This is a genomic window from Gemmobacter aquatilis (assembly GCF_900110025.1).
Classification (GTDB): Bacteria; Pseudomonadota; Alphaproteobacteria; order Rhodobacterales; family Rhodobacteraceae; genus Gemmobacter; species Gemmobacter aquatilis.
Genome location: NZ_FOCE01000001.1, coordinates 383,952 through 404,575 on the forward strand (window position 1 = coordinate 383,952; position 20,624 = coordinate 404,575).

23 protein-coding genes are annotated in these 20,624 nt (G+C 63.5%); 14 read left to right on the forward strand and 9 right to left on the reverse strand.

The window, feature by feature from the left end; all coding sequences use genetic code 11:
* Positions 1-99: 99 nt before the first annotated feature.
* The 4 genes from fliP to fliF are packed head-to-tail and all read right to left on the reverse strand — an operon-like array spanning position 100 to position 3,282.
* Positions 100-819 (reverse strand): flagellar type III secretion system pore protein FliP, encoded by a 720-nt coding sequence (fliP, locus tag BMX43_RS01855; RefSeq protein WP_091295943.1) that lies wholly within the window; start codon positions 817-819, stop codon positions 100-102.
* The gene (locus tag BMX43_RS01860) at positions 819-1,085 is read right to left on the reverse strand and encodes a FliM/FliN family flagellar motor switch protein (protein WP_091295946.1); all 267 of its coding nucleotides are present in this window, start codon (positions 1,083-1,085) and stop codon (positions 819-821) included. Before BMX43_RS01860 ends, fliP begins: the two co-directional genes overlap by 1 nt.
* An 11-nt stretch (positions 1,086-1,096) precedes the next feature.
* On the reverse strand, positions 1,097-1,675 hold the full coding sequence (locus tag BMX43_RS01865; RefSeq protein WP_091295949.1) for a FliH/SctL family protein: 579 nt from the start codon (positions 1,673-1,675) through the stop codon (positions 1,097-1,099).
* On the reverse strand, positions 1,675-3,282 hold the full coding sequence (gene fliF / locus BMX43_RS01870) for a flagellar basal-body MS-ring/collar protein FliF (protein WP_091295952.1): 1,608 nt from the start codon (positions 3,280-3,282) through the stop codon (positions 1,675-1,677). The genes BMX43_RS01865 and fliF overlap by 1 nt, the downstream gene beginning before the upstream one ends.
* Positions 3,283-3,385: 103 nt before the next feature.
* Between fliF and BMX43_RS01875 the strand changes: the two genes are divergently transcribed.
* The 5 genes from BMX43_RS01875 to BMX43_RS01900 are packed head-to-tail and all read left to right on the forward strand — an operon-like array spanning position 3,386 to position 7,875.
* A complete protein-coding gene (locus tag BMX43_RS01875; protein ID WP_425431765.1) occupies positions 3,386-3,883 on the forward strand; it encodes a flagellar basal body-associated FliL family protein in 498 nt (165 codons plus the stop codon).
* A 12-nt stretch (positions 3,884-3,895) separates the two neighbouring features.
* Positions 3,896-4,273 (forward strand): hypothetical protein, encoded by a 378-nt coding sequence (locus tag BMX43_RS01880; protein ID WP_091295956.1) that lies wholly within the window; start codon positions 3,896-3,898, stop codon positions 4,271-4,273.
* A complete protein-coding gene (locus tag BMX43_RS01885; RefSeq protein ID WP_091295959.1) occupies positions 4,270-4,836 on the forward strand; it encodes a MotE family protein in 567 nt (188 codons plus the stop codon). The genes BMX43_RS01880 and BMX43_RS01885 overlap by 4 nt, the downstream gene beginning before the upstream one ends.
* A 58-nt stretch (positions 4,837-4,894) precedes the next feature.
* Positions 4,895-5,764 carry a flagellar motor stator protein MotA gene (motA, locus tag BMX43_RS01890; RefSeq protein WP_091295962.1) on the forward strand — a complete coding sequence of 290 codons (870 nt, stop codon included), beginning with the start codon at positions 4,895-4,897 and terminating at the stop codon, positions 5,762-5,764.
* Entirely contained in the window at positions 5,761-7,875 is a 2,115-nt protein-coding gene (locus BMX43_RS01900; protein ID WP_139201505.1) for a tetratricopeptide repeat protein, read from the forward strand. Before motA ends, BMX43_RS01900 begins: the two co-directional genes overlap by 4 nt.
* Before the next feature lie 404 nt (positions 7,876-8,279).
* Here BMX43_RS01900 and BMX43_RS20340 read toward each other — a convergent pair whose 3' ends face one another.
* The 3 genes from BMX43_RS20340 to BMX43_RS01915 all read right to left on the reverse strand — a co-directional run bounded on the left by BMX43_RS20340 (position 8,280) and on the right by BMX43_RS01915 (position 10,871).
* The gene (locus BMX43_RS20340; RefSeq protein ID WP_091295974.1) at positions 8,280-8,411 is read right to left on the reverse strand and encodes a hypothetical protein; all 132 of its coding nucleotides are present in this window, start codon (positions 8,409-8,411) and stop codon (positions 8,280-8,282) included.
* A 353-nt stretch (positions 8,412-8,764) separates the two neighbouring features.
* Positions 8,765-9,265: a c-type cytochrome gene (locus tag BMX43_RS01910; protein ID WP_175481995.1), complete on the reverse strand. Its 501-nt coding sequence runs from the start codon at positions 9,263-9,265 to the stop codon at positions 8,765-8,767.
* Between the two features lie 37 nt (positions 9,266-9,302).
* Complete coding sequence (locus BMX43_RS01915; protein WP_217643922.1) at positions 9,303-10,871, reverse strand: flavin-containing monooxygenase; 1,569 nt, start codon at positions 10,869-10,871, stop codon at positions 9,303-9,305.
* 130 nt (positions 10,872-11,001) lie between these two features.
* On the opposite strand from BMX43_RS01915, the gene BMX43_RS01920 reads away from it, so the two are divergent.
* On the forward strand, positions 11,002-11,466 hold the full coding sequence (locus tag BMX43_RS01920) for a pyridoxamine 5'-phosphate oxidase family protein (RefSeq protein WP_091295983.1): 465 nt from the start codon (positions 11,002-11,004) through the stop codon (positions 11,464-11,466).
* Positions 11,463-12,821, forward strand: a complete 1,359-nt coding sequence (locus BMX43_RS01925) for a GAF domain-containing protein (protein WP_091295986.1) — start codon at positions 11,463-11,465, stop codon at positions 12,819-12,821. The genes BMX43_RS01920 and BMX43_RS01925 overlap by 4 nt, the downstream gene beginning before the upstream one ends.
* Before the next feature lie 21 nt (positions 12,822-12,842).
* Here the strand turns inward: BMX43_RS01925 and BMX43_RS01930 are convergent, their stop codons facing one another.
* Both BMX43_RS01930 and BMX43_RS01935 read right to left on the reverse strand, forming a co-directional pair.
* The gene (locus BMX43_RS01930) at positions 12,843-13,136 is read right to left on the reverse strand and encodes a DUF1330 domain-containing protein (protein WP_091295989.1); all 294 of its coding nucleotides are present in this window, start codon (positions 13,134-13,136) and stop codon (positions 12,843-12,845) included.
* A 233-nt stretch (positions 13,137-13,369) separates the two neighbouring features.
* Positions 13,370-14,128 (reverse strand): IclR family transcriptional regulator domain-containing protein, encoded by a 759-nt coding sequence (locus tag BMX43_RS01935; RefSeq protein WP_091297075.1) that lies wholly within the window; start codon positions 14,126-14,128, stop codon positions 13,370-13,372.
* A 119-nt stretch (positions 14,129-14,247) separates the two neighbouring features.
* Here BMX43_RS01935 and BMX43_RS01940 point away from each other — a divergent pair, with 119 nt between their 5' ends.
* From BMX43_RS01940 to BMX43_RS01970, 7 genes are all read left to right on the forward strand, one after another.
* Positions 14,248-14,970 carry a 3-oxoacid CoA-transferase subunit A gene (locus BMX43_RS01940; protein ID WP_091295992.1) on the forward strand — a complete coding sequence of 241 codons (723 nt, stop codon included), beginning with the start codon at positions 14,248-14,250 and terminating at the stop codon, positions 14,968-14,970.
* Positions 14,967-15,641: a 3-oxoacid CoA-transferase subunit B gene (locus BMX43_RS01945; RefSeq protein ID WP_091295995.1), complete on the forward strand. Its 675-nt coding sequence runs from the start codon at positions 14,967-14,969 to the stop codon at positions 15,639-15,641. Before BMX43_RS01940 ends, BMX43_RS01945 begins: the two co-directional genes overlap by 4 nt.
* Position 15,642: 1 nt before the next feature.
* On the forward strand, positions 15,643-16,842 hold the full coding sequence (gene pcaF / locus BMX43_RS01950; protein WP_091295999.1) for a 3-oxoadipyl-CoA thiolase: 1,200 nt from the start codon (positions 15,643-15,645) through the stop codon (positions 16,840-16,842).
* A 240-nt stretch (positions 16,843-17,082) separates the two neighbouring features.
* Positions 17,083-18,195, forward strand: a complete 1,113-nt coding sequence (locus BMX43_RS01955; protein WP_091297078.1) for a sulfate ABC transporter substrate-binding protein — start codon at positions 17,083-17,085, stop codon at positions 18,193-18,195.
* Positions 18,196-18,203: 8 nt separating this feature from the next.
* On the forward strand, positions 18,204-19,040 hold the full coding sequence (gene cysT / locus BMX43_RS01960) for a sulfate ABC transporter permease subunit CysT (RefSeq protein ID WP_091296002.1): 837 nt from the start codon (positions 18,204-18,206) through the stop codon (positions 19,038-19,040).
* Complete coding sequence (gene cysW / locus BMX43_RS01965; protein WP_091296005.1) at positions 19,033-19,896, forward strand: sulfate ABC transporter permease subunit CysW; 864 nt, start codon at positions 19,033-19,035, stop codon at positions 19,894-19,896. The genes cysT and cysW overlap by 8 nt, the downstream gene beginning before the upstream one ends.
* Positions 19,897-19,904: 8 nt before the next feature.
* Positions 19,905-20,624, forward strand: a complete 720-nt coding sequence (locus BMX43_RS01970; protein WP_175481996.1) for a sulfate/molybdate ABC transporter ATP-binding protein — start codon at positions 19,905-19,907, stop codon at positions 20,622-20,624.

A 20,624-nucleotide genomic window follows, 5' to 3' on the forward strand; every position in this document is an offset into this window, starting at 1 on the left:
CTTGGCACGCCACGTGCAAGGGCACTGAACCGGCTTGCGGATCGTGCGCCCCCTGCTTCGCAGCCATCATTTCAGTGCCGCTTGTGCGACAGGGGGGCGTCAGACGTAACTTCTGACCAAGGCGCCGGAAATCAGGCTCCAGCCGTCTGCGACGACGAAGAACGCCAGTTTGAATGGCAAGGACACGACGGAAGGGGGCACCATCATCATCCCCATCGACATCAGAATGGCCGCTACGACCAGATCTATGATCAGGAAAGGCAGGAAGATCAGAAAGCCGATTTCAAAGGCGCGCTGGATTTCTGACAGCAGGAACGAGGGTACGAGCAGCGAAAGCGGCGCGTCGGGTGGCGTGCTCGTCTCGCCCGGGCGCAGGGCTTGCAGCGCGGCAAAGCTGTCGGGGTCAACGCGGCCTGCCATGAACGCCCGAAACGGCGCCAGTGTCAGGGGAATGGCCTCGGTCAGCGCGATTTCGCCGCGGCTCAGCGGCCCGGCGCCCTTGTCCCAGGCTGCCGTCAGCACCGGGTCCATGACGAACCAGGTCAAAAATATCGCCAGGCTGACGATCAGCATGTTCGGTGGGGCCTGCTGCAGCCCGATGGCCTGCCGCAGGATCGACAGCACCGTGACGATGAATGGAAAGCAGGTCACCATGATGGCAAGGCCGGGCACGATGCTCAGCACCGTGATCAGGGCGATCAACTGGATCGACCGTGCGCCGAGTGCGCCGCTGTCCCCCAGATCAAGACCCAGATCCTGCGCCGCAACCGGCCCGGCCAGCCAAAGACCCGCCAGAGCGGCGAGCGCCAGAAGCCGCATTACAGACCTCCGCGCAGATTGGCAACCTCGGTCAGGCGCACGGCAAGCTGACCCGCCTGATCGCCCTCCAGTTCCTGCAATTCGCCGCGCGCGATCAGCCGGTCGCCGACGTAAAGCTCCACCGGGTCATCCACCCGCCGGTCCAGCGCCAGCACCGCATCGCGCTGCAGTTTCAGCAGATCCTTGACCTGCGGACGGGCCTTGCCGACGGAGATGGTGATCTCGATCGGGACGTGGCTGAACGGCGTATCCGAAATATCGTCCATGGGCGGGCTTCCTACTCTGTAATACCGAAAAAGCCGCGCACTGCGGCAGTGATCTGTGCTGTGGCGCGGTCAAGGTCGATATGCGTTTCGCTGTCGCCAAGGCGCAGGTAAACTTGACCCTCGCTCAGCGTCGGCTCTTCCACGATGGCTATGGGCAGCCCGGTGGCCTGTTCCAGCAAGGCCTCGATCGCCGGGCGCGCGACGGGATTCAGCACCAGTGTGACCGGCGTTTCAGCCATTTCCTCAGCCAGCGGCATCAGGCTTTCCAGTACCGTCGGGCCTAGCGATTCACGGGCCAGTTCAGGCAAGAGATGTCCGACAACTTCTTGCAGCAGGGGGGCCAGCGCCTTGAGAACATGCGCCTGTGCCTCTTGAAAGGTGAAGCCGAGCGCCTGGATGTTTCGGGTGGCATCCGCGCGCAACTGCGCCTGCTCTTTTACTTGGGCTGCGGTGGCATCTTCCCAACCGGCGGTATACCCTTGTTCGTAGGCGTGCAGGCGGGCGTCTTCCATTGCGGCCTGATCCGTCACCACGACATCCGCGGTCGGTGTGGCGCCGGTTGCAAAGACTTCAAGCTTCAGCCCCGCCATCACGCCGGCTCCTCTTCCGCTTCAAGCCAGCCGCGCAGGATTTCGACCGATTCCGCCTGCCGTTCTTCGATCAGGCGGCGCAGCCGGTTCATCGGGTCCTCCGCAACCGCAAAGCCATCGGTTGTGACAAACGGCATGTCAGGCAGATCGCCGATGTCCTGAATCTCTCCGCTGACCACACGGATTCCGCTTGGGTCAGCTTCGTCCATCAGGGCCGGGGGCAGGGCAAGCGGCGCCCTATCCTGGCCGATTGCGGCACTGCGCCCGCTGCCTGCCAGAATCGGGCGCAGCACAAACAGGCCCAGCACAAGCGTCACGAGCGCGAGAACGGCCATCTGGATCACCGACATTACGTCGATCTGGCCAAGCTCCGAAAAAATTCCCACCTCGGCCAATGTGCCTTCCGCCCCCACCGGCTCGAAGGGCAGCGATTTCAGCGTCAGCACATCCCCCCGCGCCGCATCGAAGCCCACGGCAGATCCGACCAGTTCGCGCAGCACGACCAGCTCTTCCTCAGGCCGCGCTTCCCATGTCACCGTGCCGTCTGGCGCGGTTTTCTCAACTCCGTCCACCAGAACCGCAACGCTCAGACGCCGAACGCTGCCCGGTGCGCGCAGCACTTCGCGCTGTGTTTCCGACACTTCGAAATTCACCCGCTCGCGCGTTTCGCTGTTCTGGCTTTGCCGGGTATTACCCGCCGCTGCATCGCCTTCCGGCAGATTAGAGGCGACGGTAACATCCGACTCGCCATCCCGCGACGTGCCGGATTTCTGCTGCGTTTCCGAGCTGATGGCCACCCGACCCTGGGGGTCGAAGATGCGTTCGGTGATCTGTTCCCGGTCTGTCACAAGATCGACACTCACCTCGACAACGGCATGTCCCGCGCCGACGCGCGCTTCCAGCAGACGTTCCACATTGCGGCGTAGTTCCGCTGCCCGATCCGCCCCCGCGATATTCGAAAGATCGGCGTCGTCGGCTTCCGAGATCAGTCCGCCCACCGAATCGATCACTGAAACATCTGCAGGTTGCAGGCCGGTGACGGCTGCGGCGACCAGATGTTGCAGCGCCCTGACCTGGGCTTTTGGCAGAGTTCCCGCCGCCGAGGTCACGGTGACAGAGGCCGTCGCCTGGTTATCCTGGCGGAACGGCTGCGCCGGGGCATGGGCGATGTGGACCCGGGCAGCCTTGATTCCCGGATTTGAAAGGATGGTGCGCGCCAGCTCCCCCTCTTTCGCGCGCCAATAGGCGGCGTCGAACATTTGCGAGGTGGTGCCGAAGCCGGACAGGCCATCCAGAAGCTCATACCCGCTTGGCCCGGTGGCGGGCAGGCCTTCGGTCGCAAGCGCCATGCGGATGCTATCGCGTGCCGAGGCGTCAACCAGAATCGAGTCGCCTTTCACCTCATAAGCAACTCCCCTCTGGTCCAGCGCGGCAATCACCTCACCAGCCGCAGCGCTTTCAAGCCCCGCGTAAAGCAGTGCCATATCCTGCGCGCTCGCCAGGCGCGACAGGCCGAATACGGCCACAAACATCGCCAAAGTGGTGCCAATCACAATGATCCGCCGACGCAGATCGAGCTTGGCCCAGAGCGAAACGAGATTTTTCACGGCACGCCTCCGATTCAGGGATTCTCCCCGTCTGGGCCCAGTCTTGGCGGATGGGGCTTAACAATCGGTTAGTGACCTTCCGGCTATAGATTTCGTCAGAGAGTTGCCGGAGGTCACCATGGCAGAAGCTGCCCAGCCGCAGGATGCGGCGCCGAAAAAGAAATCCAGGATGCCGGTGCTGATTGGCGGGGGGCTTGCCCTCGTTCTTGGGGGTGTCGGGTTCTTTGCGACCTACAAGGGACTGATTTTCGGTCATGAAACGGCCCAGCACAGTGATGCGGCCACTGCACAGCCGCTGCCCGCCGTGGCCTTCGTGCCGATCGAGCCGGTGGTTGTGCAACTTGGCCCCGCAGGGCGAAACCAGAACCTGCGCCTTGTCGCGAATCTGGAGGTGTCTCCGGCTCATGCCGGTGAGGTGACGGCGATGATGCCGCGTATTCTGGATGTGCTGAACAGCTATCTCAGGGCGGTCGAGATCGCGCAGTTGCAGGATCCCGCGGCCCTGGTGCGGATCAGGGCGCAGATTCTGCGGCGAATCCAGGTCGTGACCGGCGAAGGCCGGGTGCGTGATCTTCTGATCACCGAATTTCTGATGAACTGACGGAGGCTGCGGATGGATCTGATCGCCAATATTCTCATGATCGCGGGCACCGTCGGTGTCGCGGTTTACTGCTACGTCCTCGCGGCGCGTCTCAAACGGTTTTCAACCCTTGAATCAGGAATGGGCGGGGCGATTGCCGTGCTTTCGGCGCAGGTGGATGACCTGACCCGCGCGCTGGAAAAGGCGCGCGGAACGGCCTCCGCTTCGGCGGCAACACTCGAGTCGCTGACGGTGCGTGCAGAGACGGTTGCCGCCCGGCTGGAGGTACTGCTCGCCACCATGCACGATCTGCCGGAACCGAAGCGGGAGCCGGAGCCGGATATGGGAGACCGGCGCATCCGCTTTGTCCGCCGCCGCACGCTGCGTGATGATCTGGAGGCGGCCGAATGAAGATCGGGCGCAAACGTGCCGGACGGGGGACACTTTTCCTGCTCTCTGTGCTCTTGCTTGCCAGCGCGGCCCTGCGACTCGGCGCGAATATCGGCCAGGCGATCGCGGCCGAAGGCAGCAAGACCGAGGCAGGGTCTGCCCCGCTTGTCTGCCCGCAACCTCCTCTTGCCCTTGCCGAAGCCCTGTCCGCGCGCGAGGCGCGGGTGCGCACGCAGGAAACGGCGGTCGAAGAGCGTCTGGCAGCACTGGCACTGGCCGACAAGGTGATCGAATCGCGGCTTGCAAAGCTCAGGGAGGCCGAGGAAAAACTGCGCGCCACGCTTGCGATAGCGGATGGTGCGGCCGAAGGCGACCTCGCGCAGTTGACCGAGGTTTATCAGGCGATGAAACCCAAGGACGCCGCCGCCGTATTCGAGAAGATGGACGCGCAGTTTGCCGCCGGTTTCCTGGGCCGGATGCGGCCCGAATCCGCAGCGGCCGTGCTGTCGGGCATGGCGCCGGACAAGGCCTATATGATCAGCGTCCTTCTGGCGGGGCGGAATGCTTTGGCGCCAAAGGAGTGAGGGAATCTTAAGAAACGCCTGCGAGGGTGGGGGCGGATGGCAGAGGCAGGAGACCACAATGTTCGGGCTTATCGGAATCGTCGTGATCTTTGTGATGGTCTTTGGCGGCTATGTCATGGCGGGCGGCAAGCTCGGGATCATCCTGAAATCGCTGCCTTACGAGATGGCAATGATCGGGGGGGCGGCGGTGGGCGCTTTCCTGCTGTCGAATGACTTGAGCGAGGTCAAACATGCCGTGAAGGACATCGGCAAAGTCTTCAAAGGGGCGAAGTGGAAACCGGTGGACTATCGTGATTTGCTGTGCCTGCTGTTCGAACTGATCAAGGTCGCACGGTCCAACCCCGTCGCGCTTGAGGAACATATCGAAAAGCCGAACGATTCCGCGATCTTCGCGCGCTATCCCAAGATTCAGAACGACCATGACGCGGTCGATCTGATCTGCGACACCCTGCGCGCGGCCTCGATGAACTATGACGATCCGCATCAGGTGGAGGAGGTGCTCGACAAGCGGATGGAGACGGCGCAGCACCATGCGATGCACCCGAGCCACGCGTTGCAGACTGTTGCCGACGGGCTTCCCGCCTTGGGGATCGTGGCTGCCGTTTTGGGCGTGATCAAGACTATGGGAGCCATTGATCAACCCCCCGAGGTTCTGGGAAAGATGATTGGCGGCGCGCTTGTGGGCACCTTTCTGGGTGTGTTTCTCGCCTATGGGATCGTTGGTCCCTTTGCCACGCGCATGAAGGCGGTGGTCGAGGAGGATGCGCATTTCTATCAGCTTATCCGAGAGGTTCTGGTGGCAAACTTGCACAATCACCCCGCCAACATTTGTATCGAGGTTGGGCGACAGAATACCCCTCATAGCGTTCGTCCCAGTTTTTCCGATCTTGATGAGGCGTTGCGCGCGTTAAAGCCGGAGGCCGCATGATGCTTCGGGCGCTTCTGCTTGCAGTAGTGCTTTTTGCGCCGGGGCTTGCCTGGGCAGAAATTGCCAAAGTGCGATCAGGGGAGCATGCAGGATTTTCGCGCCTTGTGATCACATTGGCAGAGCCGACGCGTTGGAAGTTCGGCCGGTCAGAAGATGGATACGAGTTGCGTCTTGATCGAGCCGGGATCGTCTTCGATCTTGAACATGTATTCACCCGAATCCCGAAAACACGGATCGGCGCAGTGGCATCTGCAGGTGAAAGCCGCCTGACTGTGACGGCAAGTTGTGCATGCCATGCCGAATTCTTCGAGTTCCGGCCTGGAATCTTTGTGATTGACTTGAAAGATGGCACGCCCGCCGATGGCTCCGGGTTTGAAACTGCTCTGGAGGACAGTGTTCCGGAAAATCATGGTTCTGAAATGGCTTACGGCTGGTCGGACGCGCAGCCGATGGTAAAGCCGGGCGCTGCAGCCGAAGGGCCTGCCGCTGCGCTGCAAACAAGCATGATGCGCGAGTCGCTTTTGCGGGAACTGAGTTTGGGTGCCGCGCGCGGCCTTGTCGACATGAAACCAATTGCAGCTTCTGGCTTCGACGGGGCCGGGCAGATGACGGGACAGATTCGCATCGGCGACGACATCGGCTTCGACCCGCATCAGGGGGGTGGGATCGCGCCCATGCCAGCGCAGTCTGACATATGCATCGAGGACGCGCAGCTTGCGATGCAGGATTGGACTCGATCAGAAAGCCCGCAGGTAGAGATTGCGGGTCTGCGCGAGGGTTTGCTCAAAGAGTTCGACAAGCCGGATGTCGGCGCCGTTGAAAAGGCGGCGCAGAGCTATCTGTCTCTTGGCTTCGGCCTGGAGGCGCGACAACTCATTGCACAATTTGCGCCGGAAATGACTTCAGCGCCACTTTTGATGTCTCTTGGCGCACTTGTCGATGGAGAGCACGATCCTGCGGATACGTTCGGCGGTATGGAGAATTGTGATACTGCCGCTGCAATGTGGTCCGTCTTGGCGCGACCACATTTGCGACCGTCAGAAAGGATCAACGCTGCGGCGATCGTCCGCGCATTTTCCGTCTTGCCGCCTTGGTTACGCCGGTCCCTCGTATTGCCGCTTGGCGAACGGTTGCTGGAGCAAGGAGATCTCGAAGCTGCCCGGCGAATAAGCGATGCGGCAGACCGCGTGTCGCCGCAGGGCGTGACGGGGGCTGCCCTGATAGATGCGGAACTGCTTATGCGCGGGGGAGAGACGGCCAAGGCGCAGAAAAAGCTGCTGGCAATTGCCGGTGAACGGGGGGCGCTCGAACCGGAGGCGTTGATAGCCCATGTTGAACTTGCTGCGGCACAGAAGAGCGCAGTTTCTCCCGCGATCATCTCGGATCTGTCTGCCTTGGTGCAACAGCACAGCGGGCTGGATCTTGAGCTGCGGCTGCTCCACGCCTTGATTCTTGCCGAGGCGTTGAATGGTGATTTTGGGGCCGCAATGAAAGATGCCGAGCGTGCGCCTGAGGCGCGGGCCGAGGTTTGGTCATTGCTTGCAGAAACCGGCCCTGACACGGCGGTGTTGGAATTTGCGGTGCTTGGACAGGCGGGGCCTCGACCAGAGGTTTCGCGTGAAACCGGGATCCGGTTCGCAGAGCGTCTGGTCAGATTGGGCTTTGGTGAAGAGGCGGCTTTGTGGCTTTCGGCTGTAGCACCTGAATCTGGAAGCAGAACGGAACAAGAGCGTTTACTTTTTGCGCGGATCGCACTGGCAGGCAGGAATGCATTGAGCGCACTGCGTCATCTGGCCGGGATTTCCAGCCCAGAAGCCACGAAGATAAGGGCCGAGGCTCAAATGCAACTCGGCGACTTCCCGGCTGCTGCAGTGTCACTAAAACAAACGGGCGATATGGGGGCCATTGCACAAGCCACAAGGTTGTCGCAGCATTGGCAGGGCGTTGCGGCACAAGACAATGGCGCCTGGAAAACCGCTGCATCCTTTGCGGTTTCCCAAGATGCCACCAGGGCCGATACTGAAAATGTCACACTGTCTGCGGCGGCGCGCATTGCGTCAGAGAGCCAAGCGGCGCGAGAGGCGATGGATGCCCTGCTGTCGCCGCCATGACGCTTGGCCCCGTTTCTTGTGCCAGCCTTAAGAGCGCGGCTTGTGCACAGGGCGGCCTTGATCCTGGCGTGCAGTCCCTGAGCCTGCAAAGCGGGATGCTCGTTCCAAGATCAGCGGATCCACCACAGTCTCTTGCTTCGCCAGCCTTCCGGCGCAACAAGCATTTCCTGCGCGCACCCTGCCGACATCTTGCGCGCCTGCGGTGCGATGGATTGTGCGCGGCCAGCTTCATGGCGTTTCTTTCAGGTCTTTCGGCACTGAGAAGCGCTGCCCGGACGCGTGCGGTATCGGCCCATGAGTGAAGGTGCGCCGAAGCGATGCGCCCCGGCTGAGGGACTGTCATTCCTGCCATTGCGGCCAGCGCCCGCACCAAAGGCGCGACCGACAACTTGCCGACGGCGGAATTATTTCTTTTTCTTCGGCGCGACCGTAGCGGCAAGAGATCCTTTTTCGAAAAGCGTGGCTGCGACGGGCGCAGCCTTTACTTGCTTGGGCTTCTTCGTTTCGCGGTTACCGCGCTTGTTTTCCTTCGCCACGAGAATATCCTTTGTTTTCCGGCGTTTGACCGCGGATGTAGAAATGTGTCCCCTGCAGGTCGCAAGGTGGACGGGGTTGTTCGGCAGAAACCGGCAATTGCAACCAATCCTCGCAAGGGGCCAGCAATTTCGGGATGTCAGGCAAGCCAGATCTGGCAGAACGTTCTCAATGCCGAACCAAGCGTCGTCCCATCAACATGGGGTGTCTGGTCCAGCAAGACAAGTCATACCGTTGCATAGGCCGACAGAGCGCACCATGCCGACCTGTACGGCGGATACCGGAATCGCGGCCGATGATCACGTCTCGATTTCGGCAGCGCCGCAAGCGATCAACTGGGAACGGCGGCTCATCTTTACTCTGGAAAGGCCACGGTAAAGTAGGGTGCAACCGCATGGGCCGCGTCTGGCGCGGGGTCGGGTACGGAATGTGCCACGGCGGGTTGAGCACGCAGAAAGGCCACGATCGCGCGGGCATCGTCATCGCTCAGCGCGGCATAGGCGGGCCAGGGCATCGCCGGGGCCAGTATCCGGCCATCGGGGCGGATCCCACGGCGCAAAGCGTCGGTCACCTCTGCGTCAGTCCAGGCGCCGATACCCGTGGCATCCGGTGTCAGGTTCGGCCCCCAGAAAATGCCGAGCCCGGGGATGTCGAAGCCAATTGAACCGCCGCTTAGCCCTTTCTCGGGCATGGGTGCACCATCGGCGCCGCGCGGGCTGTGGCAATCCGCGCAGGCCATGATCCGCACAAGATAGGCGCCGCGGGCAAGGGCATCGGTTTGCGGCGTTGCCGTGGCAGGAACCGATGATGCCACAAGGGCAAGGCTGCAGGTGAAGGCAAGAAGGGGGCGGGTCATGACGAACTCTCTGACAGGGTGAGGGGGCAGGCCGAAATCAGCCATTGACGATTTTCAGATCAGGGCCATCCTGCGCCCCAAGGATCATGTTCAGAAATGCAGCCTCTTCGGCGGTGCAGTTCTGATCCGGCATTGCACCAAAGCTGGCCGCCGCCGCCAGTATGCGCGCCGGGGCATCCGGCAGCGCAGCCGGGCCGCAAAGCCGGAACGAGGCAGGCGACAAAGGTCCGAAGACCAAGGCACGTTTCAGCGCGGGGAAGGCTGCCAGATCCGGCTCTGCCTGCAGGCGACGGGCAAAGTCGATCGCCGCAATGTGCATCGGCTGGGCCATGCCTGCTGCCTCGGGCGTCCAACCTGACAGCGCCTCGGCCAGTTCGACGCGGGACGGGTGTTGCCCGCTGGTGGCAAAACATTGGGCGATCCAGCGCGCCTGAAGTTCCAGCACCGGAAAGTAAGGGCCTACCAGATCATAAAGCCCGAGGAAGGCGAGCCCCTCCAGATCGGGATGGAAGGTCTGTGCGGCAAGCCGCAGTGCCGTCCCGTGGCCGTCGGCTGCAAGGCCAAGGGCGTCTGCGATCGCGGGGGCGCAAAATGGCAGGGCGATGCGGTAACCCGTGCCCAGAAGGATTGCATCCACCTCGGCCTCTGTGCCATCGGTGAAGATGACCTTCTGGTCTTCGATATGGTCGATCCACGGGCGCACGGCGATGCGCCCCTCGGCCACGGCGGGCAAGAAGCCTTGCGACTGTGCAATCCCGGCGACGGCGATATCGGGATCGGGGTGCCGCGCGCCAAACTGCGCCGGGTTGCCTGCGATGCCCAGAACCTTGGCCTTCAATCCTTCCATCATCGCAGGGAAGGGCAGAGCCTCGCTGGCCAGTGCGGCGGCACGGTTGAACATCACATGATCCGTCGGCACACCGGCAACCAGCTTCGGCAGGATATAACGCTGCCGACGATAGCTGGCGATGACACTGGCCGCCCCGCCGGTTGCCAGATCGGCCGCGATTTCCAGCGCGCTGATCGAACAGCCCGCAACAAGCACGCGCGCATCACGGAAAGCGGCCGATCCGGTGTAGCTGGCCGCATGCTGCGCCCCGAACCTGCCAGAAAAGCGTTCCAGTCCGGGCAGATCGGGAAGCATGGGCGCGCGATGGCGGCCTGTTGCGATGATGACCCGCGTAAAGCCATATTCTTGCGGATCGGGGGCTGCCGTCACAATCGTCCAACCACCTGCGGAACACCGCTCCAGCCGCTGGACGGGATGGTTCAACCGCAGATGCGCAAGCAGGCCATGGTGATCCGCATAGCGTACAAGATAGGCCTGCATCTGATCCTGCCGCGCATAGCTGGCCACCTCGGGCAGATGATCGAGATCGGAAAAGGCGGTCATGATGCGGCTGGTATTGGTGCGCATCCCGGTCCAGGTGCCGCTGCCCGTCGCGTCCGTGTTCCACTGGCCGCCAAGGGCAGCGGCGGCTTCGAAGATGACGGGTGTGAATCCGGCCTGTTTCAGCCAGCGTGCGGCGACCAGCCCGGCCGGACCCGCGCCGATGATGGCAACGCGGCGGTCATCCCCCGCGCCGAGGTTCTGCATGTGTGGCATGAAGGGTTCTGCTCCTTGAAATCTCGGGCATTTCTACGCCGTGGCAGAAGATCCGGCTTCCTAAGTAGTTGCTAAAGGTGCGCGGAATGATGCTAAGATTTTCCTACTTTTCCGGGATCGAGGTCGGCGCATGAGGATTGACGACACCATCGCCACGTTCATTTCCGGGCAGGTGATGATCGGCCTTGCGACGGTCGACTGGACAGGTCAGGCCAGCATTGCCCGCAGTGTGGGCGCACGCGTCGGTGAAGGCGGGGCGACCATTGACCTGTTGATTTCGGCCACCCAGTGGCGGAACGCGGTTGAAAATCTCGCTGCGAATGGGGCGTTAGCCGTGACGTTTTCAAGCCCGGCAGACTATGTGACCTATCAGATCAAGGGACAGGCGACAGTTGCCGGTGCCGGTGCCGATGAAATGGCGCTGGCGCAGGGCTATGTCGCCGGGATGCGTGACAGGCTTGCAGCACTTGGTGTGCCGCCGGACGTGTCGGCCCAGTGGTTCTGTGTGGAGGATCTGCAGATTGTGCGGCTCCGACCCAGCCTTGTTTTTGTACAGACGCCGGGGCCGCGCGCAGGCGAGGCCATCGCAACATGACCGTCGGGCATTTGCCAGAGGCCTGTTTCGAGGGGGTCATTCCATCCCTTGTAGCGACGGTTGGCCCGGACGGGTTGCCGAATATCGCCTATCTGTCGCAGGTGTTGCGGCTTGATGACAGGCAGGTCGGGTTGTCGAACCAGTTTTTCGGCAAAACCGCTGTCAATCTGCAGGCGAACCCGCGCGCAGCGCTTCTGGTTGTCGATGGGATGACCGGCGCGCAATTCGAGCTGGCTGCCGTCTTTGACGCAAGGCTGGACCACGGCCCGCTGTTCGACGGGCTCAAGGCACAGCTTGACGCCGATTTCGCAGTGTTCGGGTTGAACGAGATCATGCGCCTGCGCGCTGTTGACGTGTTCACGGTGCAGGGGGTGCGGCCCATTCCCGGGCCGGTGCTGCCTCGCGCCGCGCCGCGCCCCGTGCCGAACCTTGCCGCAGTTGCGCAGGTGGCCGAAAGGATCGCCTCTGTGACAGAGGTTGAACAGATCCTTGATGCGACCCTTGAGGGCACTTGCGGGGTGCTCGGTTGTGGAGCGGCCATCCTGTTCATCGCCGACGCACAAAGCGAAAGTCTGGCCGCACTCGCCAGTCATGGTTATGCCCAATCCGGTGTCGGCGCCGAAGTCGGGCCACAGCCGGGTTTGATCCGCATTGCCGCAGCAACCCGCTGTGCGGTGCGGCTGAACGATCTCAGCCGCAGCAAGCGCATGGTTGGTGCCGTCCGCGCGGCCTGTGCGCCGGGGGATGACGCAATCCCGCTGCCCGCTTTGCCCGAGGCGCAAAGCCAGATCGCAATCCCCCTGATCTGGCACAACAGCCTGATCGGCGTTCTGTTCGCCGAAAGCCGCCAGCGCCTTGCGTTCAGCGCCGAGGCGGTCGGCGCCGCGAAGATCATCGCATTTCAGGTCGCAGCGGCGCTGTCGGCGGCAGATCAGCCGGGCGAGGCGGAAGCCCTGGCCGAACCTCAACTTGCGGCGGCCGAACATGCGCAGCCGGGCGCGCCGGTGATCCTGACGCATCACAGCCATGACGACAGCGTTTTTCTGAATGGGCATTATGTAACGCGGGGGGTGGCCGGGCGGCTGCTGATCGTCATGGCGCAGGAGCTTCTGCGATCAGGGCGCACGGAGTTCACAAATATGGAACTGCGCCGGATGCAGGATCTGAAACTGCCGGATTTCAAGGATAATCTTGAAACGCGACTGCTGCTTTTGCGCAGGCGGCTGGACGAGCGGGAAATGCCGCTGCGGCTCAGGCGTGTCGGTCGTGGCCGGGTCCGACTGGAGGCGACCACCGGCATTCGTCTGGCCAGCGCAGACGCGGGGGCTTTTCGCGGTGCCGAAACCGGGCGGTGATGGCAGCATGTTGAGGCCCGCTCAGGCGTCGGGGGCGCCGTCCACGATGACCACATGTGCGATGCAGGCGCCGTCGCGGTTGGCCTTGGCTGCCTGATATTCCGCCGAGGCATAGCAGGCCCGTGCGGCGGCAAGGTCGGGGAAGACGATGAGAACGTGCCGATCTAGCGCCGGGCCTTCCAGCACATCGGATTCGCCCCCCCGGGCAAGGAAGCGGCCACCAAAGCGGGCAATGGCGGCAGGGGTGGCGGCCCGATACTGCGCATAGCGCTCCGGGTCAGTGACGGTGACATGGGCGATCCAGTAGGCAGGCATCAGATCAGGTGCTCCTTGCGGATTTCAGCGGGCGGGGGGCATATTGCCTTTGGCTGCGGGCGGCTGTGAGGGGCGTGGCCCCACCATTTTCCCGAACGCCGACAGCAAGGCCGGGGCCAAGCCAGATACAGGCGCGTCGGTCATGGGCGATCCACTGCTTGGCAGGCTAGGGCGTGAAGGGGGCGTTTGCAAGGTGGTTTGGTAGACTGTCTTATGGTATTCCATAATTGACCTCAGCGCAGCACCCTGCGCAGGGCGTCCTGCACCCGCAGCATCGCGGGCAGATACAGACGCGGCAAATCTTCTGGCGCCGCCTGAACGGCCGCAACCCCGGTGTTGAGTGCGGCCACAACCCGCCCCCGCGCATCCAGCAGCGGCACCGCCAGCGAACGCAGGCCCAACTCTACCTCTTGGTCGATCACCGCATGGCCTTCGGCGCGGACCTGTGCCAGACGGGCCATGATCTCGTCCGGGGTGGCGAGGCTGAAGGGCGTGCGCGGCGCCAGATCCGAACGGTCGAGCAAGGCGCGGGCCTCGGCCTCGGGCAGGGCGGCCAGCAGAACCCGCCCCATCGAGGTGCAATGCGCTGGCAGACGCGAACCGGGCATCAGGCCGATGGTCATCACCCGCCGCTGTGCCGCCCGCGCGACATAGACGATTTCGGTTTCGTCCAGCACGGCGACCGAACAGCTTTGGCCGATCTGCTCCGACAACTGGTCCAGCCAGGGCTGCACAAGTTGCGGCAGCGCCATGGAGGCCAGCGCGCCCATGCCCAGCCGCAACACCCGCGGCGTCAGGGTGAAGAACTTGCCGTCGTAATCGGCATAGCCCAGCTCGTGCAGGGTCAGCAGGCAACGCCGCGCCGTCGCGCGGTCCAGCCCGGTCATCTCGGCAACCTCGGCGATGGCGAGTCGCGGGCGTTCGGCGCGGAAACATTCGATGACGCGCAGACCCTTGGCCAATGAGGCGATCATGTCGGTTTTGTTCAGCATCCGCACAGCATTCTGCGGATATTGAACAAATGTCAACATCCGCACGAAATTGCTATCCACTCGCCCCGACCGTGCCTAGGGTCCGGCGAGCGAAGCCTTTCGCTGCAAAAGGAGATCCCATGGACAAACGCATTGCCACATTGGCCGAGGCGGTCGCCGGAATCGGCGATGGCGCCACGGTGATGATCGGCGGGTTCGGCGGCTCTGGCGCGCCGATCGAGCTGATTCACGCGCTGATCGACAGGTTTCTGGCGACCGGCAGCCCGAAAGACCTGACCGTCATCAACAACAACGCGGGCAATGGCCATGTCGGCATCGCGGCGATGATCGAACAGGGCATGGTGCGCAAGATGATCTGTTCCTTCCCACGGTCCGCCGATCCGCGGGTGTTCACCGAACGGTATCTGGCGGGGCAAATCGCGCTGGAACTGGTGCCGCAGGGCACATTGGCCGAACGCATCCGCGCGGGCGGGGCGGGGATTCCGGCGTTTTACACCCCCACGAGCTTTGGCACCGATCTGGCCGAGGGCAAGCCGGTGGCCGAATTCGACGGGCGGTCCTATGTGCAGGAACGCTGGCTGAAAGCCGATGTCGCGCTGATCAAGGCGGAGCTGGGCGACCCCCATGGCAACCTGACCTATCGGATGGCGGCGCGGAATTTCAACCCGCTGATGTGCATGGCGGCGGAGCGCACGGTTGTGCAGGTCAGCCGCATCGTGCCGCTGGGCGGCATTGACCCCGAAGCGGTGGTGACCCCGGGCATCTTTGTCTCGGCGCTCGTCGAAGTGTCTGAACCGCAGCAGGAAGAACTGCTCAACCGTGCCGGAGCGACCTATCCATGACCCTGACCAAACTTTCCAACGCACAGATCGCCTGGCGCGCGGCGCAGGACATTGCGGATGGCGCCTATGTCAATCTGGGCATCGGCTTTCCCGAAATGGTGGCGAAGTTCCAGCCGCCCGGGCGGCAGGCGATCTTTCACACCGAAAACGGCGTGCTGGATTTCGGCGAGGCCCCGCCTGAAGGGCAGGAAGACTGGGATCTGATCAATGCGGGCAAGAAGGCGGTCACGCTGAAGCCCGGCTCGGCGTTTTTCCATCATGCCGACAGCTTTGCGATGGTGCGGGGCGGGCATCTGGATGTGGCGATTCTCGGCGCCTATCAGGTGGCGCAGACCGGCGATCTGGCGAACTGGAGCACCGGGCCGAAAGGCGTGCCTGCCGTGGGCGGCGCCATGGATCTGGTGCATGGCGCCAAGCGTGTGGCGGTGATCACCGAGCATGTCACCAAGGACGGCAAGCCCAAACTGGTAGAGCGCTGCACCCTGCCGCTGACCGGGGTCGGCTGTGTGACGCGGGTCTATACCAGCCTCGCGGTGATCGACATCGAAGGTGGCCGCTTCGTGCTGCGTGAAAAACTGCCGGCGTTGTCGCTGGATGAACTGCAATCCCTGACCGGCGCTGCGCTCTTGCTGCAAGGCGATGTCGGCGACCTGATCGTGCCGGAGCTGTGACATGACCGACGTTTTCATCTGTGACTATATCCGCACGCCGATCGGGCGGTTTGGCGGGGCGCTGTCTTCGGTACGGGCCGATGATCTGGGCGCGGTGCCGTTGCGGGCGCTGATGGCGCGCAACGCCGGGGTGGACTGGGCGGCGGTCGATGACGTGATCTTCGGCTGCGCCAATCAGGCGGGCGAGGATAACCGCAATGTCGCACGCATGTCGGCGCTGCTGGCAGGCCTGCCGGTGACGGTCAGCGGCACAACGATCAACCGGCTGTGCGGATCGGGCATGGACGCAGTGATCATGGCAGCACGGGCGATCAAGGCGGGCGAGGCCGAGCTGATCGTTGCGGGCGGCGTGGAAAGCATGAGCCGCGCGCCCTTCGTGATGCCCAAGGCGGAAACCGCCTTTTCCCGCAGTGCGGAAATCCACGATACGACCATCGGCTGGCGCTTCATCAACCCGCTGATGAAGGCGCAATATGGCGTCGATTCCATGCCGCAGACCGGGCAGAATGTTGCCGACGACTTTGGCATCAGCCGGGCGGCGCAGGATGCGATGGCATTGTCCAGTCAGGCCAAGGCCGCTGTGGCACAGGCCAACGGGCGGCTGGCGCTGGAAATCACGCCGGTCACCATCCCACAGCGCAAGGGCGATGCACTGGTGGTGGACCGCGACGAACATCCCCGCGCCACCACGCCCGAGGCACTGGCCAAGCTGAAGCCGCTGTTTCCCAACGGCTCGGTCACGGCGGGCAATGCCAGTGGCGTGAATGACGGGGCGGCGGCGCTGATCCTCGCCAGTGCTGCGGCGGCGCAGCGCCATGGCCTGACGCCCATTGCCCGGGTGCTGGGCGGCGGCATGGCGGGGGTGGAGCCGCGCATCATGGGGTTCGGCCCGGCGCCCGCGTCGAAAAAGCTGATGGCGCGGCTGGGTCTGGGGCAGGCCGATTTCGACGTGATCGAGTTGAACGAGGCTTTTGCTGCGCAGGGGCTGGCCACCCTCCGCGATCTGGGCATCGCCGATGATGACCCGCGGGTGAACCCCAATGGCGGGGCCATTGCGCTGGGCCATCCGCTGGGCATGTCGGGTGCCCGGTTGACGGGCACGGCCGCGCTGGAGCTGTTGCAGACGGGCGGCAAGCGTGCGTTGGCGACCATGTGCATCGGGGTCGGCCAGGGCATCGCCATCGCGTTGGAGCGGGTCTGACAGGTTCGGGCGGGGCATTGTGATGCCCCGCCCGCCTGCGTTTGCCGCCTCTGCCGACGCAAAGTGATTCTCGGCGTCAGGCCGCTTGAATTTCAGGTGCGACGGACGAATCACTGCCCTCCGACGGCTGGGGAGAATGCCATTCTATAATTACGACAAAATTGAGCGTGATTTTCCTGTTGAAAATATCGACTACTTGTGTCGAGATTAATGCACAAACTGCATTCACAGGAGAACGCCATGTTCAGAACGATCAAGGTGACCGAGCATATCTTCGCCCAAGGCGCCGTGGTGAACGAGCTGCCCGATGGCCGTCTGGAAATTTCGACCGGTCGTCAGGTTCATGTCGGCTGGCCGGTACCGCGGATCGTGCGGGGCGTCGTGGCCTCGGCACTGGCGGCGCTGCTGATTGCGGCCACACCGCAGGCCGAAGCCGAAACCCTGTTGAATGTCAGCTATGACCCCACGCGCGAGTTGTACCGTGAGGTCAACGAGGCCTTCACCGCGCAATGGCTGGCAGCGGGTCACGAGGCACCGCAGATCGAAACCTCTCATGGCGGATCGGGGGCGCAGGCGCGGGCGGTGATCGACGGGCTTTCGGCGCAAGTGGTGACGCTGGCGCTGGCCTCGGACATCGACAAGATCGCCAAGGCGGGCAAGCTGCCGGAAGACTGGCAGGCGAAACTGCCGCATAATTCGTCCCCCTACACCTCGACCATCGTGTTCCTGGTGCGTGAGGGCAACCCGAAGGGGGTGAAGGACTGGGGTGATCTGGTGGCCGACGGGGTAGAGGTGATCACGCCGAACCCGAAAACCAGTGGCGGCGCGCGCTGGAACTATCTGGCCGCCTGGGCCTGGGCCGAAAAGAACGGCCAAGACCCCAAGACCTTCGTGGGCGACCTGTTCAAACATGTGCCGGTGCTGGACAGCGGCGCACGTGGGGCGACCACGACCTTTGCCCAGCGGGGCATCGGTGACGTGCTGCTGGCCTGGGAAAACGAAGCGCATCTGGCGCTGAAGGAACTGGGCGAGGATCAGTTCGACATCGTGGTGCCTTCGGTTTCGGTTCTGGCAGAACCGCCGGTCGCGCTGGTGGAGGGCAATATCGGGTCTGACACCCAACGCGAACTGGCCACGGCCTATCTGGATTTCCTCTACAGCCCCGAAGGGCAGGCGATTGCCTTCCGCAACTTCTATCGCGCCTGGGACAGCTCGTTGGCCGATCCGGCGGATGTGGCCCGCTTCCCGAAGCTGGATCTGGTGGACATCGCGCATTTCGGCGGCTGGGCCAAAGCACAACCTGAACATTTCGGCGACGGCGGCATCTTCGACCAGATCTATACCGCGAAGTGAGGCCCGGCATGGCACGCCCCTTCATCCAGCGTTCCCCCATGCCCGGCCTTGGGCTGAGCATGGGGATCACCGTGACGATGCTGTCACTGGTCGTGTTCCTGCCGATCGGCGCCCTTCTGATGAAGGGCGCCAGTTTCGGCGTTTTCAATGTGTGGGAGGCGGTGAACCGCGAACGGGTCTGGGCGGCGCTGCTGCTGTCGTTCCGCATGTCGCTGCTGGCGGCACTGGTCAATCTGGTGTTCGGCGTGCTGCTGGCCTGGGTTCTGGCGCGCTATCGCTTTCCGGGGCGGCGCATTCTGGATGCGGCGGTGGATCTGCCCTTCGCGCTGCCCACCGCCGTTGCGGGCATCGCGCTGACCGCGCTTTACGCGCCCAACGGCCTGTTCGGATCGCTGGCAAAAGAGGTCGGCCTGCGCATCGCCTATACCCAATGGGGCATCCTGATCGCGCTGATCTTCGTGGGCCTGCCCTTTGTCACCCGCACCGTGCAGCCGGTGGTGGAGGAGATCGAGCGCGAGGTCGAAGAAGCCTCGGCCACGCTGGGGGCCACGCGCCTGCACACGCTGCGCCGGGTCATCCTGCCGATGCTGATGCCCGCCACGCTGACCGGCTTTGCGCTGGCACTGGCGCGGGCGGTCGGGGAATACGGCTCGGTCATCTTCATCGCCGGAAACCTGCCGCTGCAGACCGAGATCGCGCCGCTGTTGATCGTCATCAAGCTGGAGGAGTTCGACTATGACGGCGCCGCTTCGATCGGCATCGCCATGCTGGTGATCTCTTTCTCGATGCTGTTCGCCATCAATCTCATCCAGATCTGGAGCCGTCGGAGGATCGGGCATGTCTGATATCACGCAAAGCCGCTTTCGCCCCGCCACGACCGAGGCCCCCGCCGCACGGCTGGTGCTGATCCTTCTTGCGGTCGCCGGGTTGGGGGTGCTGGTGCTGGCGCCGCTGGCCACCGTCTTTGCCGAGGCGCTGGCAAAAGGGGTCGGTGCCGCACTGCACAGCCTGACCGCCCCGGATGCCTGGTCCGCGATCCGCCTCACGCTGATCGTGGCAGGCTGTGCTGTGCCGCTAAGCGCGGGCTTCGGCATTGCCGCCGCCTGGCTGGTGACGAAGTTCAGCTTTCGCGGCAAGGCGCTGCTGATCACGCTGATCGACCTGCCCTTCTCGGTGTCGCCCGTGGTAGCGGGCCTCTGCATCGTGCTGACCTTCGGGGCCAATGCCACGCTGGGCGGCTGGCTGGTGGCCAATGGCTGGCCCATTGTCTTTGCGCTGCCGGGCATCGTGCTGGCCACGCTGTTCGTGACCTTCCCGTTTGTCGCGCGTGAACTGATCCCGGTGATGATCGAACAGGGTCGGGTGGAGGAGGAAGCGGCGCTGACGCTGGGCGCGGGCGGCTGGCGGGTGTTCCTGACGGTGACGCTGCCCAATATCCGCTGGGCGCTGCTGTATGGGGTATTGTTGGCCAATGCCCGCGCCATGGGTGAATTTGGCGCGGTGGCCGTGGTGTCGGGCAAAATCCGCGGTCAGACCGCGACCATGCCGATCACCATCGAGATGCTGTATAACGAATACCTTTCGGTCGCCGCCTTTTCGATGGCGGCGCTGCTGGCGGTGCTGGCGCTTGTCACGCTCTGCCTGAAATCCGCGCTGGAATGGCGATATGCCGACCAGCTTGCCGCAACCCACCGCCATTGAGGGCCGCCATGCAGATCGAAATCGACGAAATCTCCAAACTCTTCGGTGAAACTGCGGCACTGCATCCGGTGTCGTTGACCCTGCCCTCGGGGGCGCTGGTGGCGTTATTGGGCCCATCCGGCTCCGGCAAGACGACGCTGCTGCGTATTCTGGGCGGGCTTGAACTCCCTACGGCGGGCCGGGTGCGGTTCGACGGGCAGGACGCCACGGGCCTGAGCGTGCAGGAACGGCGCGCGGGTTTCGTGTTTCAAAGCTATGCCCTGTTCCGGCACATGACGGTGTTTGAAAACATCGCCTACGGTCTGAAGGCCCGCCCGCGCCATGCCCGCCCGCCCGCGGCAGAAATTGCGCGGCGGGTGGCGCGCTTGCTGGATCTGATCCAGCTTCCGGAGATTGGCAGCCGCTATCCGACCCAGTTGTCGGGTGGCCAGCGGCAGCGCGTGGCGCTGGCCCGTGCGCTGGCGATCGAGCCGCGGATGCTGCTGCTGGATGAACCCTTCGGCGCGCTGGATGCCAAGGTGCGCAAGGAACTGCGGCAGGGTCTGCGCGACATCCACGACGAAACCGGACTGACCACGATTTTCGTGACCCATGATCAGGAAGAGGCGATGGAACTGGCCGATCTGGTCGTGGTCATGTCGATGGGCCGGATCGAGCAGATCGGCCGCCCGCAAGATATCCGCGCCCGCCCGGCCTCGGCCTTCGTGCGCGATTTCATTCTGGCCTGA

Coding starts and splice junctions, on each gene's coding strand:
- fliP (WP_091295943.1), bottom strand. CDS start 819: ATGCGGCTTCTGGCGCTCGCCGCTCTGGCGGGTCTTTGGCTGGCCGGG.
- cysW (WP_091296005.1), top strand. CDS start 19,033: ATGTCTGATATCACGCAAAGCCGCTTTCGCCCCGCCACGACCGAGGCC.
- BMX43_RS01920 (WP_091295983.1), top strand. CDS start 11,002: ATGAGGATTGACGACACCATCGCCACGTTCATTTCCGGGCAGGTGATG.
- BMX43_RS01970 (WP_175481996.1), top strand. CDS start 19,905: ATGCAGATCGAAATCGACGAAATCTCCAAACTCTTCGGTGAAACTGCG.
- BMX43_RS01915 (WP_217643922.1), bottom strand. CDS start 10,871: ATGCCACACATGCAGAACCTCGGCGCGGGGGATGACCGCCGCGTTGCC.
- BMX43_RS01860 (WP_091295946.1), bottom strand. CDS start 1,085: ATGGACGATATTTCGGATACGCCGTTCAGCCACGTCCCGATCGAGATC.
- BMX43_RS01900 (WP_139201505.1), top strand. CDS start 5,761: ATGATGCTTCGGGCGCTTCTGCTTGCAGTAGTGCTTTTTGCGCCGGGG.
- motA (WP_091295962.1), top strand. CDS start 4,895: ATGTTCGGGCTTATCGGAATCGTCGTGATCTTTGTGATGGTCTTTGGC.
- BMX43_RS01945 (WP_091295995.1), top strand. CDS start 14,967: ATGACCCTGACCAAACTTTCCAACGCACAGATCGCCTGGCGCGCGGCG.
- BMX43_RS01935 (WP_091297075.1), bottom strand. CDS start 14,128: ATGCTGAACAAAACCGACATGATCGCCTCATTGGCCAAGGGTCTGCGC.
- BMX43_RS01925 (WP_091295986.1), top strand. CDS start 11,463: ATGACCGTCGGGCATTTGCCAGAGGCCTGTTTCGAGGGGGTCATTCCA.
- BMX43_RS01910 (WP_175481995.1), bottom strand. CDS start 9,265: ATGACCCGCCCCCTTCTTGCCTTCACCTGCAGCCTTGCCCTTGTGGCA.
- BMX43_RS01940 (WP_091295992.1), top strand. CDS start 14,248: ATGGACAAACGCATTGCCACATTGGCCGAGGCGGTCGCCGGAATCGGC.
- BMX43_RS01930 (WP_091295989.1), bottom strand. CDS start 13,136: ATGCCTGCCTACTGGATCGCCCATGTCACCGTCACTGACCCGGAGCGC.
- BMX43_RS01880 (WP_091295956.1), top strand. CDS start 3,896: ATGGATCTGATCGCCAATATTCTCATGATCGCGGGCACCGTCGGTGTC.
- BMX43_RS01865 (WP_091295949.1), bottom strand. CDS start 1,675: ATGGCGGGGCTGAAGCTTGAAGTCTTTGCAACCGGCGCCACACCGACC.
- pcaF (WP_091295999.1), top strand. CDS start 15,643: ATGACCGACGTTTTCATCTGTGACTATATCCGCACGCCGATCGGGCGG.
- BMX43_RS01885 (WP_091295959.1), top strand. CDS start 4,270: ATGAAGATCGGGCGCAAACGTGCCGGACGGGGGACACTTTTCCTGCTC.
- BMX43_RS01955 (WP_091297078.1), top strand. CDS start 17,083: ATGTTCAGAACGATCAAGGTGACCGAGCATATCTTCGCCCAAGGCGCC.
- cysT (WP_091296002.1), top strand. CDS start 18,204: ATGGCACGCCCCTTCATCCAGCGTTCCCCCATGCCCGGCCTTGGGCTG.